This is a genomic window from Pseudoalteromonas sp. NZS11 (assembly GCF_015864765.1).
GTDB lineage: Bacteria > Pseudomonadota > Gammaproteobacteria > Enterobacterales > Alteromonadaceae > Pseudoalteromonas > Pseudoalteromonas arctica.
In genome coordinates this window covers 473,220-488,553 of sequence record NZ_JADYWP010000002.1, presented here as the reverse complement: position 1 = coordinate 488,553, position 15,334 = coordinate 473,220, and the positions used below count along the sequence as shown (strand labels likewise).

Annotated in this window: 13 protein-coding genes; 5 read left to right on the top strand and 8 right to left on the bottom strand. The window is 37.8% G+C overall.

Translation table 11 applies throughout. The annotated features are described in order from the left end of the window. Positions 1-14 precede the first annotated feature (14 nt). Positions 15-869, bottom strand: coding sequence for a S1/P1 nuclease (locus I6E82_RS05845; RefSeq protein ID WP_007582418.1), 855 nt, complete (start codon positions 867-869; stop codon positions 15-17). Positions 870-1,120: 251 nt separating this feature from the next. Here I6E82_RS05845 and I6E82_RS05840 point away from each other — a divergent pair, with 251 nt between their 5' ends. Together I6E82_RS05840 and I6E82_RS05835 are read left to right on the top strand one after the other, a co-directional pair. Further along, positions 1,121-1,987, top strand: a complete 867-nt coding sequence (locus tag I6E82_RS05840) for a hypothetical protein (RefSeq protein ID WP_197117087.1) — start codon at positions 1,121-1,123, stop codon at positions 1,985-1,987. Next, positions 1,980-2,924, top strand: coding sequence for a hypothetical protein (locus I6E82_RS05835; protein ID WP_165722586.1), 945 nt, complete (start codon positions 1,980-1,982; stop codon positions 2,922-2,924). The genes I6E82_RS05840 and I6E82_RS05835 overlap by 8 nt, the downstream gene beginning before the upstream one ends. A gap of 26 nt (positions 2,925-2,950) precedes the next feature. Here I6E82_RS05835 and ushA read toward each other — a convergent pair whose 3' ends face one another. Together ushA and I6E82_RS05825 are read right to left on the bottom strand one after the other, a co-directional pair. After that, positions 2,951-4,582 carry a bifunctional UDP-sugar hydrolase/5'-nucleotidase UshA gene (gene ushA, locus I6E82_RS05830; RefSeq protein ID WP_197117085.1) on the bottom strand — a complete coding sequence of 544 codons (1,632 nt, stop codon included), beginning with the start codon at positions 4,580-4,582 and terminating at the stop codon, positions 2,951-2,953. Between the two features lie 87 nt (positions 4,583-4,669). Beyond that, positions 4,670-4,855, bottom strand: a complete 186-nt coding sequence (locus tag I6E82_RS05825) for a hypothetical protein (RefSeq protein WP_024591811.1) — start codon at positions 4,853-4,855, stop codon at positions 4,670-4,672. 248 nt (positions 4,856-5,103) lie between these two features. Between I6E82_RS05825 and I6E82_RS05820 the strand changes: the two genes are divergently transcribed. Next, a complete protein-coding gene (locus I6E82_RS05820) occupies positions 5,104-5,844 on the top strand; it encodes a peptidylprolyl isomerase (protein ID WP_101163565.1) in 741 nt (246 codons plus the stop codon). 64 nt (positions 5,845-5,908) lie between these two features. Here I6E82_RS05820 and I6E82_RS05815 read toward each other — a convergent pair whose 3' ends face one another. Beyond that, positions 5,909-6,325, bottom strand: coding sequence for an MAPEG family protein (locus I6E82_RS05815; RefSeq protein ID WP_024593147.1), 417 nt, complete (start codon positions 6,323-6,325; stop codon positions 5,909-5,911). Positions 6,326-6,564: 239 nt separating this feature from the next. Here I6E82_RS05815 and I6E82_RS05810 point away from each other — a divergent pair, with 239 nt between their 5' ends. Beyond that, positions 6,565-9,447, top strand: coding sequence for an insulinase family protein (locus I6E82_RS05810; RefSeq protein WP_197117083.1), 2,883 nt, complete (start codon positions 6,565-6,567; stop codon positions 9,445-9,447). A gap of 248 nt (positions 9,448-9,695) precedes the next feature. On the opposite strand, the gene I6E82_RS05805 is transcribed toward I6E82_RS05810, so the two are convergent. Next, positions 9,696-11,078 carry a Na+/H+ antiporter NhaC family protein gene (locus tag I6E82_RS05805; protein WP_197117080.1) on the bottom strand — a complete coding sequence of 461 codons (1,383 nt, stop codon included), beginning with the start codon at positions 11,076-11,078 and terminating at the stop codon, positions 9,696-9,698. A 317-nt stretch (positions 11,079-11,395) separates the two neighbouring features. Between I6E82_RS05805 and I6E82_RS05800 the strand changes: the two genes are divergently transcribed. Continuing rightward, positions 11,396-11,902, top strand: coding sequence for a GNAT family N-acetyltransferase (locus I6E82_RS05800; protein WP_197117078.1), 507 nt, complete (start codon positions 11,396-11,398; stop codon positions 11,900-11,902). Here I6E82_RS05800 and I6E82_RS05795 read toward each other — a convergent pair. From I6E82_RS05795 to I6E82_RS05785, 3 genes are read right to left on the bottom strand one after another with little or no spacing between them, the layout of a single operon-like run. After that, on the bottom strand, positions 11,899-12,507 hold the full coding sequence (locus I6E82_RS05795; RefSeq protein ID WP_007582431.1) for a PqiC family protein: 609 nt from the start codon (positions 12,505-12,507) through the stop codon (positions 11,899-11,901). The genes I6E82_RS05800 and I6E82_RS05795 overlap by 4 nt on opposite strands. After that, positions 12,507-14,162, bottom strand: a complete 1,656-nt coding sequence (gene pqiB, locus I6E82_RS05790) for an intermembrane transport protein PqiB (protein WP_007582433.1) — start codon at positions 14,160-14,162, stop codon at positions 12,507-12,509. Before pqiB ends, I6E82_RS05795 begins: the two co-directional genes overlap by 1 nt. Next, a complete protein-coding gene (locus tag I6E82_RS05785) occupies positions 14,159-15,325 on the bottom strand; it encodes a paraquat-inducible protein A (RefSeq protein ID WP_010553945.1) in 1,167 nt (388 codons plus the stop codon). Before I6E82_RS05785 ends, pqiB begins: the two co-directional genes overlap by 4 nt. Between the last annotated feature and the right edge of the window lie 9 nt (positions 15,326-15,334).

Below are 15,334 nucleotides of genomic sequence, written 5' to 3'. Positions count from 1 at the left end.
AAATTTAATACAGTTTATTTGTCAGTCGTCATTTTCAGTGCCGTTTCTAACTCTTTTGCAGAAGGGTCAAATAAGGCATTTAGTAATCCAGCTAATCGAATACCCGCTTGTTGTAAGCGTGTCTTTATAATTGGAGTATTGTTATATATGTAGCTATAACCAATTTCGTTGTTGGTATATTTATAAATTTTTGTGGCTAAATTATGAGATTCTTCAACCCATGTCATAGGTGAGCTTTGTAAATACTCAGCAATTAACTCGCTGTTATTTGTATCAATAAATTGTGCGTACTCAGTAAACGATAAATTCTCGTTCTCAACTAACTTTGTATCCCAAAGGCTGTGAAGATTTGTTTCTTCGTTAAAAAATGAAACCTTAATACGGTTGCCACCTCTATCTTCACTTCGACCAGCATGAAATGGTTGGTGACTGTCGCCCACCAAATGTACTAAAAAACGTAAACTGAACTGTTTAGCATCTAAGGTGCTATTTTTATCAGTGAGCGTTTGCATTGAATAGTGAATGCCTTCTAGGATATTACTTACAGATTCTTTGTTTTTAGTGTGATCGTGATTGAAGCTGAAAGATTTTCCTGGTGCTGCATTAATATAATGCCAACGAGATGATTGCTTTTGCCAAAACTCGCCAGGGGCAGAGCGCATTTCATCAGGCCACGTTGATATTTGTGCAAGTGATTCACCATCAAGGTAGGGTTGTATTGCCGCTTTAGTTGTTTCGCTTATATGAGATTCTGCAATCTTACCTACAATGCGGTGGCCATTTTGACCCCAAGCATGTGAGTCAGTGCTTGTAAATATTGCACTAATCAAAAGCGCAGAAGATATCGAGTACTTTATATTGCTATGCATTAGAACTTCCTTAATGAATATTTCATGGCGTTGCTACAGGCTAATGCGGTCAATTGTCCTTACTTTTGGTGTTGATAGGAAGGACTCATTAAAATTCATAGTTTCTTATTTACATTGCTTTTAAATCAATAGGTTATGTTTAACAGGTAAAATTACTTGTTGTAATAAGTAAGCGAAATTGTTCAAATGCACTATATAGTCTATTTTTGAGTGGCATTGCTTTGAATTTTAAAAATATCGTGTTGCACAAAATGTTAATTGTTACATTTTTGTTTCTATTATTGGTCGTTACGTGGGTTTGCGGTCAAGTTAGTGTATACAATGATGAATTACACTTTCCAGTTATGATCGAAACCTCAACAGAGTGTCAAACAACTGCAACAAGTAACAAAGGCCAATTAATTGTTTTTACGCAATCAAAAAAAATAGCTAAGTTATTAACACAAAAGTTATGCTCTGATAACGTGGTGGCTAAGCAATATGGCTTTGTAAAAGGGTATTGGGGGTATAGAACGGCAGACAGCTTTGAGTTTGTGGGTAAAGGAATTGCTGACTTGATTTTGGCTAAAAACAATATTATGGCAGCCTTTAAAGCAGAGTCGACCTATAACTACCAGCCCGTTGTTGGCTTTTCTGACTACACGGCTTTTTTTATATCTTCTAAAGAAAAACCTCGAGTCACTAAACAATACTTTTTAGATAAGCGCATAGGTTTACTTGATTATCCGACCAGCCGATCAGGGCATATTTTACCAAAACAAACGTTTAAAGAGTTGGATATTAATTTAGCCAATTTGAAAATCACTTATGCTAGCTCTCATAACGAATTACGTGATTTACTCGCTAATGGAAAAGTAGATATTATTGCTTCGTTTTGGAAAGAGAGCGACGAAAAACGTTTTTCAAAAAACTATATTACGCCATTGAGTAATAATATTTCTGGAACAAGATGGTATTTAAAAATGCAGCAAAACAACACTGATTTATTATGCGCAGTGCAGGAAAATTTGCTTGATATGTCTAAAGATCAAAGTTTGCATTACTATCAAAACGTCCAGCCATTTTGGCGCTGTGGTGCCAGCTTAGTAGGCTTAAAAGAGGAGGCTGGTGATGAGTAAGTATAAGCAATTACTTGTTATTATAAGTTTGTTTTTTATTTTGTCGTCTGTCTTTTATATTTCTGTAACTCAAAAAAGCCAGCAAGTAGCTAAACAAAAAATTACGCAGATAGAGAGGCAAATAGCACTCGACTTACCATTACTCGATTTATCGAATGAGCTGCTAAAGCATTCAGGTAATAAAGATGCAGTTAACAGCTACATTAAAACTTTAAACAGCTACATTAATTCGAACGAGCTCAAAGTTGTTGCTATTGCACCAAAAAACGAGATGGTAACACCTGTAAACTCACACCAAATAATACGTAGTTTGAGCACTAGTAATGGGTTCGTATTAGTTGTATTTAACGTCCAACAAACCCACTTTGCATTGAGTCATTTTATTTACTATTTTATATTTTTAGTATTAAGTGTGTTGATTAGTTTTTGGGTGAAATTTGCGTTTATTAAACAGAGCAATAAGCAGTTTAATAATGCACAGCATCAATCAATTGCAGAGCCTACGCCGCTGATACTTATTGTTGACCTTAATGATAAAACATTATCAAGTAGTTGTAATACAGAACAAAAAATGTGTTTAGCCAATAAGCCATTGTGCTTTTATTTAGCACTTGTAGAGTATTGTACAAATAACGATGATGTAGCGCTTAGTCATAATAAAGATGTGCCAGAGGAGCTGCTAGAGCTTGCTAACAAGTATTTTTATAGGTTGGTCGAACTCGGCCATACAGTTAGAAAAAGGCCTAACTTTAATAATAGCCTAGAAAAAACCCTGAGCGAAGTACGTGCTGCATTAGATGAAGTACTCAGCGAGTATCCCGAAGAAAAAGAGTTATATTATCCACCTAAAGCATACGGGGAGGGTTCTCGCTCTCGTCTGCATAGTTATGGGCTGGCAAATATTAAAAAGGGCAGTATTGAAATAATAGGAAAGTAACAAGGTTACTTTCCTATTATTAGAGGCTATTTAGGAGTAAATTCAGCCGTTTTAAGAGGGCTGTTTTTTGATATAAAATCTTGAAGTGCTTGGGCATCTGTTTCGTCTGTACTAACAAAGCCTTTTTTATTTGTAAGCGCAGGATAGCCATCACCGCCTGATGCGTTATAGCTATTTAAGCTCATACGGTAAGTTTTATTTTTGTTCAAAGGTTGGCCGTTAATAACAACATTAACTAACTGATTATTTTTACGCTCAAACGATAGTTTATGGTATTGCAAATAAGCGCCAGCATCCGGTGGGAAGCTGGTTACTGTATTTAAATAGTCCCATAAATCACTGCCTTGCCAATCCATGTAAGTAATACGATTTTTAAAAGGATGTACTTTTAAAATATCTTTATAGCTCACTTCACCAGCCTCTATTGAGCTGCGAATACCACCACCACTTATTAGTCCAAAGTCTGCACCCACTACATCCATTTGAGCTTGAATAATTACGCGTGCAAGATTTGTTTGTTGGTAGCGAACTTTGTTTCTGTCACCTTCTAAGCGAGCATCTACTTCACCAATGGTACCTTCAATTTGTTTAGCGCCTTTAGCTTGGTATACCGCTAAATAAGATTCAAGTTTTGAGTCTGGTTTAATGTACTCGTTTGCTAATACTTCTTTAGTTGAGCCATCAGCTTGTACTTTATCTACATACAAATTAACTGGCATCAGTTTGTAGTCTAGTAACGTTAATTTTCCGTTTTCAAGCTTAAACTCAGCTTTACCAACATATTTACCCCATTCATGGGCTTGCATAATGTAAGTACCGTTTTGTTGGTCTGGTTTACAGGCAAGACCTGGTTTAAAGCTATCGTCATTTACATTTGTATCGCTCATGCATACAGGTTCTTGAGAGTGGCCACCAATGATCATATCAAGGGTGTTTGCAGGAAGTGAGCGAGCAAGTGTTACATCACCGGGTGCGTTAATACCAAAACTAGCATCAACATAATGACCCATATGAGTCAGGGCGATTGTAATGTCAGGGTTATACTTAGCTTTTATTTCTTTCGCTAGTTTTGCTGTAACGTCAACAGGGTCTTTAAACTCTAAGTGCCCAATATACTGAGGATTACCAATTTTAGCTGTGTCGGTTGTTGTTAAACCAATAACAGCAATAGTTAATCCATTCTTTTTGAATATTTTATAGCTATCAAACGCGTGTTCGCCTGATTCTTTTTCAAATATATTGGCTGATAGAAAAGGAAAGTTCACCCATTTTTGCTGTTGCTTCAATACATCAATAGGGTTGTCGAATTCGTGATTACCCAATGCCATTGCATCGTAACCAATCAGCGACATTCCTTTAAAGTCAGGCTCTGCTTTTTGTAAGTCTGACTCAGGAATACCTGTATTTATATCACCACCAGAGAGTAGTAATACTGCATGACCTTGCTTTTGAGCTTTATTGCGTAAAGAGTCAATTAACGCTTTGCGAGCGGCCATACCGTATTCGCCTTTTTCGTTTTGCCAAAAACGCCCGTGGTTATCATTAGTATGAAGAACAGTTAAATATTTAGTCGGGGTAGCGCTAAACACGGATTCAGGAGCAGGAGATGTGCATCCGAGTACACTAAAAATAACCGAAAATAAAATAATTATACGCATAAAATACCTATGGATTAAGGTCTACTTAATTTATCAGGCAGCTAGTTTAAACTAGTTCCATGCTAAAAAAACGTACTTATTTACATTTTATTTGGAAGGGGCTGTTAATTGGTTTGTGGCAGCACGTTCACGACGCTTCAACTCCGTATTCGCATACTCTCGCTTGTGGTGATTAGTACCTATCATCCAGGTTAAAAAGCTTGCTGGCAGTTTTGTATAGGGTTCGCCTTTGTGTAAACCAAAGTCGCAAATTGCATGTTTAGTGTGTGGCATTATAAGATCCTGTTGTTTTGTGTTTTTTAAAGGTAACAAAAAGTAGCCATACTCTTAAGATGATTTAATTTTAAATAATTAGATTTATATAGCTAAAAAGAATATAAGTAATGGTATATGTAATTAATTTGTTATCAACACGGTCTAATTTGTATCAACTCGCACTTTAGAATCGATTTTGATCGCCTATGGCATTAATGTGTTAACGCATTAACAATTATCTAAAAATATAACAACAGGAATACAACATGAAAAAACTTTTACTTGGCTCAGTACTCGCCGCAGCAAGCTTTACAAGTGCTGCCACTATTGTCGAAATGAACACGAGCCAAGGTGTCATAGAAATTAACTTGTTTGATCAACAAACACCTAAAACAGTTGCAAATTTTTTAAGTTACGTTCAAGACGATTCATATAACGAAACAGTAATTCACCGCTCTGTTAGTAACTTTGTTATTCAAGGGGGAGGATTTACATTTTCTGACTCGCTAGATGCGATTACCACAAAACCTGCAGTAGAAAATGAACCCGTTTTTTCTAATGTTAAGGGCACCATTGCGATGGCTAAACTATCGGGTGATGCTAATAGCGCAACAAGCCAGTGGTTTTTTAATATTACAGACAATAGTGCAGCACTTGATACGCAAAACGGTGGCTTTACTGTGTTTGGACAAATTACTGCAGCAAGCCAATCAACGTTAGATAAAATTGCAGCATTAGTACACTGTGGTGAAACACCCGTTGTTGGTATTACTGCTGAACAATGTGCAAGCACTGATGTAACAATTAGCAGTGCTAATTTAGTGACTATTCAAAACGTGGCGGTAATGGATGATGATCCTAATTCAGCCGCAGGTCTTACTGTTACTGAAAATACGCTAATTGATTCTGACACATCAACAGATTCAGGTAGCAGTTCTGGCGGCGGATTAATTTGGCTTTTAGGTGCTTTTTTACTTGCGGTTCCTCGTTTAAAACGTGCTAAATAATTAAAATTAACGGTAATGTGGATGGCGTAAAACAGCCGCCCACATTATTATTAAACTTTGCTGTTTAAAGTAATACTCGCCAAACCATCGCAAGCCAAATTGAAAACACACAAGCACAACCTAGTAAAAACACTTTAAAACGTGCGCGTACGTTATTTTCACCTAAATGAATAACACTATGCACAATACGTGTTGCTACAAATAAACAGGCCAGTATAGCCACAAGTGTACTGGCGCTATTTAGCTGTAGTGCAAGTAAACACCCCGCGTAAAAAAGCACAGGTATTTCAAACTGATTTGAAAAGTTTCTATCTGCAACCCTAATAGTGTCGCCAGCCTTATCTAATTGCATTGTTTTAAAATCGCTTAAATCTAATTGTTTGTTTTTAGCTGCTGCAAAGCGCCTTTTACCCATAATGAGCATGACAACCAGTGAAAGCGTAACTTGTGCAAACATGGCAAGTATGATGATTTTTTCCATTGTTTTTCCTTATTATTATTTAGAATTTGCGTATCTTTTGATATTGAATGATTTTTAATCTCGCAAGGTTGGCAGACTCCCAACTAATATCCGATTATGAAGACATTTTTCACAATGTGTTACACAAAATAGCGTTATTTTGTAGAAAGTTATTAATTGAAAATGTTAGTTTAGCTTAACTATATTGCTTTGAATTGGCGCACGCTATTTTGCGCAATACTTTTTAATGGAAAACAAAAATGAAAAAGATTATTGGTTTTAGTGCTATCGCACTTGCAGTTTTAAGTGGCTGTTCAAATACAGCTTCGGTTTCTGTGGCGCCTCCGGCCTCTTTATTATCAGACACGTTAGTTGTAAGTCCTAACGATAACCGCGAATATAAAACACTTAAGCTGGTAAACGACATTGAAGTTATTTTAGTGTCAGATCCAGGTGCTGAAAAGTCAGCAGCGGCACTAAGTGTAGGTGTAGGTTTACTACACGACCCGATGTCGCAACAGGGTATGGCGCATTATTTAGAACACATGCTGTTTTTAGGCACTGATCGTTACCCAGATACAAAAGGGTATTCTGATTTTATGACCAAAAATGGTGGCGCGCACAATGCGTATACTTGGCTCGATATTACTAATTACATGTTTAAAATTAATAACGACGCGTTTGATGAAGGGCTAGACCGTTTTGCCGACTTTTTTAAGGCACCTAAGTTATACCCTGAATACACAGACAAAGAAAAAAATGCAGTAAACGCAGAGTGGTCAATGCGTCGCGAAATGGACTTTTTTGGTCAATTTAAACTAGCGCGTAAAATGATGGGCGATCACCCAGCTAATCGCTTTTTAATTGGTAACCTAGAAACACTTGGTGACAAAGAAAATAGTTCTCTTCACAAAGAAACGGTTGATTTTTATAATAAATATTATTCTTCAAATGTCATGAAAGTAGCGCTTATTTCTAATTTACCTATTGCTGAAATGGAGCAAAAAGCACAAAAATACTTTGCTGATATAAAAAATAAAAACATAGAAAAACCAACAGTAACTGCAAAGCTTGATTTTGATAACGCTGGCGGAAAACGCGTGTTTTATGCACCAAATGAAGATGTAAAACAGCTACAACTTGATTTCACCATTGCTAATAATAATAGCGAATTTGCCCTTAAACCAAACCGATTTGTAGCGTATTTACTAAGTAATGAAATGCCGGGCAGCCCAGCGCAATTGCTTCGTGACAAAGGGTGGGTATCTCAGTTGTCAGCTTCAGCTGCACCAAATCAATATGGTAACTACGGGTCATTAAACGTAAACGCAGAGCTTACAGATGAAGGCATGAAAAATCGTGACGAAATAGTTGCGACTATTATGCAGTACATCGATTTAATTAAAAAAGAGGGCGTTGATAGCAAGTACTTCAACGAAATTCGTACATCACTAAATAACCAATTTAAGTTTTTAGAAAAAGGTGATGAATTTAATTATGTAAGCTCACTTACACAAAGCATGCAAGATTATCCGTTAAATCACGCCATTAATGCACCTTATTATTATGCAAAGTTTGATGCTAATGCGGTAAATAAAGTACTTGAGCAGTTAAATGCCGATACTCTTCGTATTTGGTATGTATCGCAGCAAGAAGAGACAGACTCACAACTACACTTTTACGACGGCAAATACCGCATTAGTGATATTAGCGATGATGAAATTGCTAGCTGGAAAAAACCAAGCGAGTTTAAGCTAGCACTACCAACTGTAAATAATTTATTACCTGAAAATTTTGCAATAAAAACTCAAGCTTTTAAAGAGCAAAAACACCCTGAGCTTGCTTACGATAAAAATGGTGTAAAAGTATGGCGTCAAGCAAGTCAAAAGTTTGCAGAGCAACCAAAAGGGCTTGTTGAAGTTTATATAAATACTCAACCAGGTTTAAACGATATTAAAGCAGAAGTACTTTATTCTGTTTGGGCTGATTTATACAATATTCAACAAAGTCAGTTAAGTACCGAAGCAGCAATCGCTGGTATGAGTGTAAGCCTCGCGCCGAGTAATGGCCTTGTTTTATCTATGAGTGGTTTTACAGATAAACAAGATGTATTACTTAAACAAGCTTTAACCGGATTAAAAGCCGATGAAACAGCGCAAGCATTTAGCCAAGCAGTAGATCGCTTTAAACGTAATTTACTAAACCAACAAAAGCAGTTTCCGTATGCACAAGCATTTGGCGAGTACTCAAAACTAACTCGTACAGGTGGATTTGATACAGAGGCGCTTATTAAAGCCGCTGACTCAGTGAGTGTTGCCGACTTAGCACAATTAAAAACAGCTACGTTTGCACAAAACGATTTACGCGTATTTAGTTACGGTAACTATAATCAGCAAGATATAGACGCGATTGCAGAAGAATTAAGCGCAACACTACCAAGTAACCATAAACGCAGTGAATTTGCGCGCAGCAAAGCTTGGTTACCTCAACCTGGCGAAACGCTGGTACTGCAAAAAGATATTGATGTAGCTGATGTAGCGGTGGTTGATATGACCGTTCATCCAGTTGCGGGTTACAGACAAAAAGCAGAAGCGGCTGTATTACAAAGTCACTTTAGAATGGTTGCGTTTGATAAAATGCGTACTGAGGAGCAACTTGCGTATGCAGTAGGTGCATTAGCTCGCCCAATCGAGGGTTACTCTGCAATTGGTTTGTATATTCAAACACCGGTTAAAGGTCCTAAAGAAATACAAGCTCGTTTTGATAAGTTTAAAAAAGAATACGCAGTTGAACTTGATAACATGAGCGAAGAGACTTTTGAGCAGCTTAAAAACTCAACCCTAGTATCACTTAAAGAGCAACCTAAAAACTTAAGTGACGAAATGAGCCCACTTATAAACGATTGGTACCGTGAAAATTTTACCTTTGATTCTAAGCAAAAGCTGATTGATGAAGTTGAAAAAGTAACGCTTGCAGATATAAAAGACTACTACAAGCAAACAATGCTTAATCCTAATGCGGCACGTTTAAATGTGCAATTACGTGGTACTAAGTTTATAGAAAGTGACTTTGCCGATTTACCAAATCAGACTAAAATCACAACGCTTGATGCCTATTACAATGGTATTAAACTACAAAAATAAGCTTTATTTACGCAGCTAAAAATAAACCCCAATGTAGTAATACATTGGGGTTTATTATTTATCTCACTATATTTACTAATAATACCAATTCGCTTAATTAAGTGATCTATTTTGAGGATGGAAGAACGTGTTGATAGCTAGGCAAAAAATTCGCTATTTAGTTGTTCTAAATGAAAATTTTTTAACGCAGGTAGCGACACGTTTAGCCCCGCAAAATGATTAAGTATTATTGCGGATTGGTATAATATTTAAGCCATTATTAAAAAGCCTATAACAGCTAATGCCGCAGCAATTAGCGTGTAAGGCAATTGTGTAACGGCATGGCTCATTAAATTACAACCAGAGCCTTGCGCTGCGAGTACGGTTGAATCTGAGTAAAAACACGCTTGGCTACCAAAAGAAGAAGCCGATAATAGCGCACCAATGACCAGTGGTATGTTTGCATCAACCGCATTTGCCAGTGGCATAACAATCGGAATTGATACAGCAAAAATACCCCAGCTAGACCCTGTTGCAAACGCTAAAATAGCCATTGAAATAAATACCACGGCTGGTAAATATGCTGCGGTCATATAAGGGCTTAAGCTACCAATAACAAACTGAGGCAAACCAATTAAGTCGCATACGTCTTTGAATATAAACGCCGCTATAACAGTACCAATCGCGGGGATCATACTTTTAAAGCCATCAAGCATGCGCTCAATCATTTCACTTACGCTCATTAATTTTTGTAGCGCATAAAACGGGAGAGTGACCGCCATTGTTGCTAGTAAGCCTTTGTATACGTCTATTTCAAAGTAAACCGTAAACGCAACCAGTAAAATAATCGGTACTAAAAAGTTACGTAATTTACCTTTAGGATCAGCGTCTTCAAAGTTTTCTTCAGCTGCTTTTACTGCGTATTCATCTGCTGTTTGAACGTCATTGTATTGAGCTGGATCGACTTGAGCTTGCTCAATTTGCGCCATTTGTTCTGCTTTTTTCATTGGACCAATCGCAGGAATAACACCCAACACAACAAGTAAAACAACAAGCACTGCAAACCACGCGTAAAACATGTACGGAATAGCTTGAATATAAACAGCAATACCTTTGCCTTCTTCAGCAATACCGTTATCTACCAATAAGCCACTAAAAAATACCGCCCAGGTAGATAAAGGGACAAGCACACAAATTGGTGCCGCAGTTGAGTCAACAACGTAAGCAAGCATTTCGCGGCTAACTTTAAATTTATCGGTAATGCGTTTCATGGTTTCACCCACGGTAAGCGCATTTAAGTAGTCATCAATAAAAATAACCACACCTAAACAAAAGGTCATGAACAACGATGAACGCTTACCTTTAGTGTATTTAAGGGCTAACTTGCCAAAAGCCGATGCGCCACCTGTGCGCACTAATAGCGCGATTAAAGCGCCAAAGCCACCACATACAAGTATTAGCCAGCCAATGGTTTCGTCTGTCATCACTTTTAGCGATGTACTCGCAAAGTTAGTAAGTACCTGTGCAGGGTCGGCTATAACTAAACCAACTAAAGCACCAATAAGTAAAGATAAAATAGGGCGGCGTAATACAACAGCCAATACAACCACCACTAACGGTGGTAGTAAACTCAACGCAGAAGGTTCAAGCATTTAAGTATTCACAAAATTAAAAGCATGCATCAAAATTAAATTAATTTTCAAGCTGCTTATACAAAAACAAAGAAGATGATAAGTTTGTTGTTAAATCATTTTCCAAGTCACTGCTTTTGTACGCGTGGGAGGGACACATAAACAGTTATGTTAAATAGCTGTTTAAATGAAACGCGTTGGCTTTGGCGCCAGACGGTGCAAGGAGTGCAAACCGCTATTGTTGTGCCTGTAAAAACATCGGCGCAAAAATAATCTGCTTTTTAATTTCAGTCAACAAAAAGTTACATGCTAAACAAAGTTTTTTAGAGGAACTTACATTGAACGCCGTACTTAAAACAAATCGTCTGTTGTTACGCCATGCAAATGAGGTTGATGCAGCGGTTTTACTTAAGCTAGTTAATCAGGCTAGTTTTATAAAGCACATTGGCGATAAAGCAATTTATACCCTTGATGATGCCAAGTCGTACATCAATCAGTCATTTATTGCTTCTCATGTACGCCAAGGCTTTGGGCCTTACGTTATTACTTTGCATAATGCTGTAGTGGTTGGCGTTGTTGGGTTTTATAAACGAGCAGCTTTACAACAACCTGATTTAGGTTTTGCACTTGTAAGCGGTTTTGAAAAAAAAGGCTATGTTTTTGAAGCTGCCAGCGCACTTTTGCGCCATAAGCATGAATTTGGAATTACAAAACTGTGTGCAATAACATCACCAGATAATAGGGCATCGCAGAGTGTGTTGTTAAAATTGGGCTTTAAAATAGAGGGCAAGGCGGTTATCAATAATGATAAAACCGCCGTAATTATATTTTCACTTGATGATTAAAGTCTTGCTTGTTCTATTTGTTTTGCAACATTTAGGTTTATATTTAGCCATGTTGCTTCAAGCGTTGAAACTAAACCGTCGTATCCATCATCATCTATAGGCACTAGGTTTGAAAAATTATGAATACTTATAAGACGTCGGCCTGTTTCAGGGTGTGTGTAATATAAACGCCAAAGCCCTGAAATATCAGCGTTACCTTCCATGTCGCCATTAAAGTGGTGAATTTCGTATTCCAGTTCATAAAACGTTTGTTGATCGAGTTCAGTAATGACCGGTAAGCCCTTTATTACCATCCAATTTGGCATAGCATTAAAAAGAGTTTGCTGGGCTGTTGCAGTGAGCATTACATCCGGCGATTCGCCCCACAGGTTGTAATTTGCGGCATGAATTTGGTTGCTATCTATTTTCATAGCAATACCTAAATTATTTAAAGCACCCCTAAGTACAACTGTTTGTATTCTTAATTGTGCGTCTGTGTCTGTCACATTTCGAGACGAGGCACCAATAGGCTGCTCAAACTGGTAATACTGTGTCGCAGTTTGTATTGATGAACTACAACCTGCCAATAGTAATAATAAACTTGCAGTTAAAAATAACGATTTCATTATTGCTTCCTTGGTTTTGGATCTGCTGGTAATGATTTATCAAAAATTAGCATATTAGGTTGCTCGTTTAATCCGCGAGTTAGAGGCTGTAGGCCCTCGCTTAAACGTTTAAACTCTTTTAATGTTTGCTGTATTTGATGATGAAGTTCAGAGCCTGCTTGGTAACTGGCCATGGTTTTATCAAATTGGCGCATAGTTACTTCAAACTGCTCCATACTTTTTGTCATCTTTTCGAAATTACGATTAAAGTCGCCTGGTAAGTTTTGTGTATCTTTTTGGCTTAGTAACTCTCGCATTTCATTAGCAAGCGCTCGGTAATCGGTAAATGTGGCTTGCATTTGTTCTAAGCTATCTTCAACTTTTAAGTTATTTACTTTATTAAGTACGTCAGAGACTTGGTCTGCTAATACGGTTATGCCGCTAGAAATACTCGGAAAAACATCATACTGCACAAGTTTACCTAGGTGTGCTTGCGGTGCATCTGGGTATATATCAAAATCAACGTATACTGCACCCGTTAATAAATTACCAGGCTTTAACGAGGCGCGCATACCACTTTCAATCCAGCCTTTTAAACTACCTTGCCAATACTCTTTAGCTGAGGCACTGTCGTGATACAAGCGTCCGTATTCTACTTTTATAAGTACTGGAACCGCCGTATTATGGTTTCTAAAGTGGGCAGGTTTACCGTCAATAATTACATTGGCAGGGGTTTCAACAACAGTACCTACACGCATACCTCTATATTCGACAGGAGCACCTGTGCGTAGTCCTCGAACTGATTGTTCAAATTCAATGAGGTAGTAATCAAAATCGTAAAAGCGCTCTTCTAGCGCTTCTTTATAGCTTTGGCTTAATGAAAAGCTATGCCCATCTTGTGCTATTTCACCCGGGGCCTGTTGCTCAGGTAAGCCAACCGAAATACCGCCTTTTAAAAGTTTACTTAAAGAGCCCGTATTAATATTGATGCCATCGGCAGATAGGTCAATTTCAATCCCTGCGTTCACCCAAAAAATAGAGTTCATGGTGATGAGATTTTGATAAGGTTCTTTAATAAATACGCCGTACTTCATTGCTTGGTTTTCCCAATCAAAAGTGGCGGTTTCTATTTGCCCTATTTTGTAATTTTTGAAAAATATACCGGTACTCACATCAAGCACTTCAGCGTTGTAACTCATTAATTTGAAACGGCCACCTTTCACATCTTTACCAATGAGGGCGGGTTCGTCTTGTAATTTAAAACGCTCTTTTAGCTCTTTACTTTCACCGGGTGAAAACTCTAAATATACACCAGACAATAGCGTGCTCATTCCGCTAATACCCGTTTCATCAATGCGTGGTTTTACGACCCAAATTTTGGCATCATCGGTTAATAAGTTATTGTAGTTTTTGTCTATTTGCGCACGGGCAATAACGCTGTCTTGGGTGTCTGATAGTCGAACATGATCAATTTGACCTATTTTTACACTGCGCACTTTTATTTCAGTTTTACCTGCAATAATGCCCTCAGCTTGTGGCATTTCGATAAAAATTGTAGGGCCTTTATTTGCTTGGTATTGGTATAACATCCACATGCCCACTAACAGCGCAATTGCCGGAATGATCCAGATAGCGGAAATTTTCGGTTCTTTTGTTATTTCGGCAGTTTCGGTCATGCTTTGTTCTCTGATTTTTTGTTTTTAGGGGAATCCCACAACAAGCGTGGGTCAAAGGCATGGGCAGCCATCATTTGGCATATTACCATAACTGTAAAAAATACAATGCCTAATCCTGGTGTTACTGACATTAAATTACCCAGTTGAACTAAGGCAACTAAAATAGCAACCACGAATACATCTATCATCGACCATTTTCCAATAAATTCAGTAAGTTGATAAATTCGGGTGTAACTTTTTGTATGTCTATTGGCAGGTCTCGTTACCATAAAGCATAAAAAGCTCAATACAAAAGCTTTAGCAAGTGGCACCACAACGCTGGCTAAAAATATAATAGCGGCAATAGGGTAGGAGCCACTTTTCCAAAGAGTAATAACACCACCAATTAAAGTCGAAGGGGATTCATCCCCAAGACTAGTGGTATGCATAATAGGCAAAACATTAGCTGGAATATAACAAACAACAGAGGTAATTAGCCAAGCTGCTGCTTTTTGTACGCTGTAAGGATTTCTAACGTGCGTTTTTGTATGGCAACGCTGACAAATATTACCGGTACATAGTTGATGGCACACATGGCAGGCTTTAATATTTTCATCTATTGCACGTTTAGCATGCTCTGCGCCTTCGAGTACTTTTACAGGCTTTATTTGAGCCCATAAGCGTGGGCGATTTAAGTGAACAAGCGCAGCTATGTATAAAATAACAAACCCCACATAAGCCCAAAAACTCGTGCCAAAGCTAATATCAGCCAGCGACATGATTTTAACCATACTAACAAGTACGCCAATTAAAAATATTTCCGACATAATCCACGGTTCTAACGCAAGGGTGAACTTTAGTAGTCGCCTTGCTATGCCCTCTGGTAATGTTTTTAAAAGCCCAAGATGCAAAGGAATTAAAATAAGAAGCAAACCCATAGGCAGAGCAATAATGCTCAAATCAATAAATAAGCCAAGCAGTTCACTATCGTAATTAAATAAAATTCGAGCCGCGTCGGGCAGTGTAATAGTTTGAGTAATACCACTACTGCTAAAAGAAATAAAAGGGTAAAACATACTGCTCAGCAGCATTAATAGTGCGCTAAAGCTTAGTGCAACTATACGACTATCGTGATTAACATCGGCTTCGCAAAGTTTATGGTGACAATGTGGGCATATCGCCATTTGTTTTGC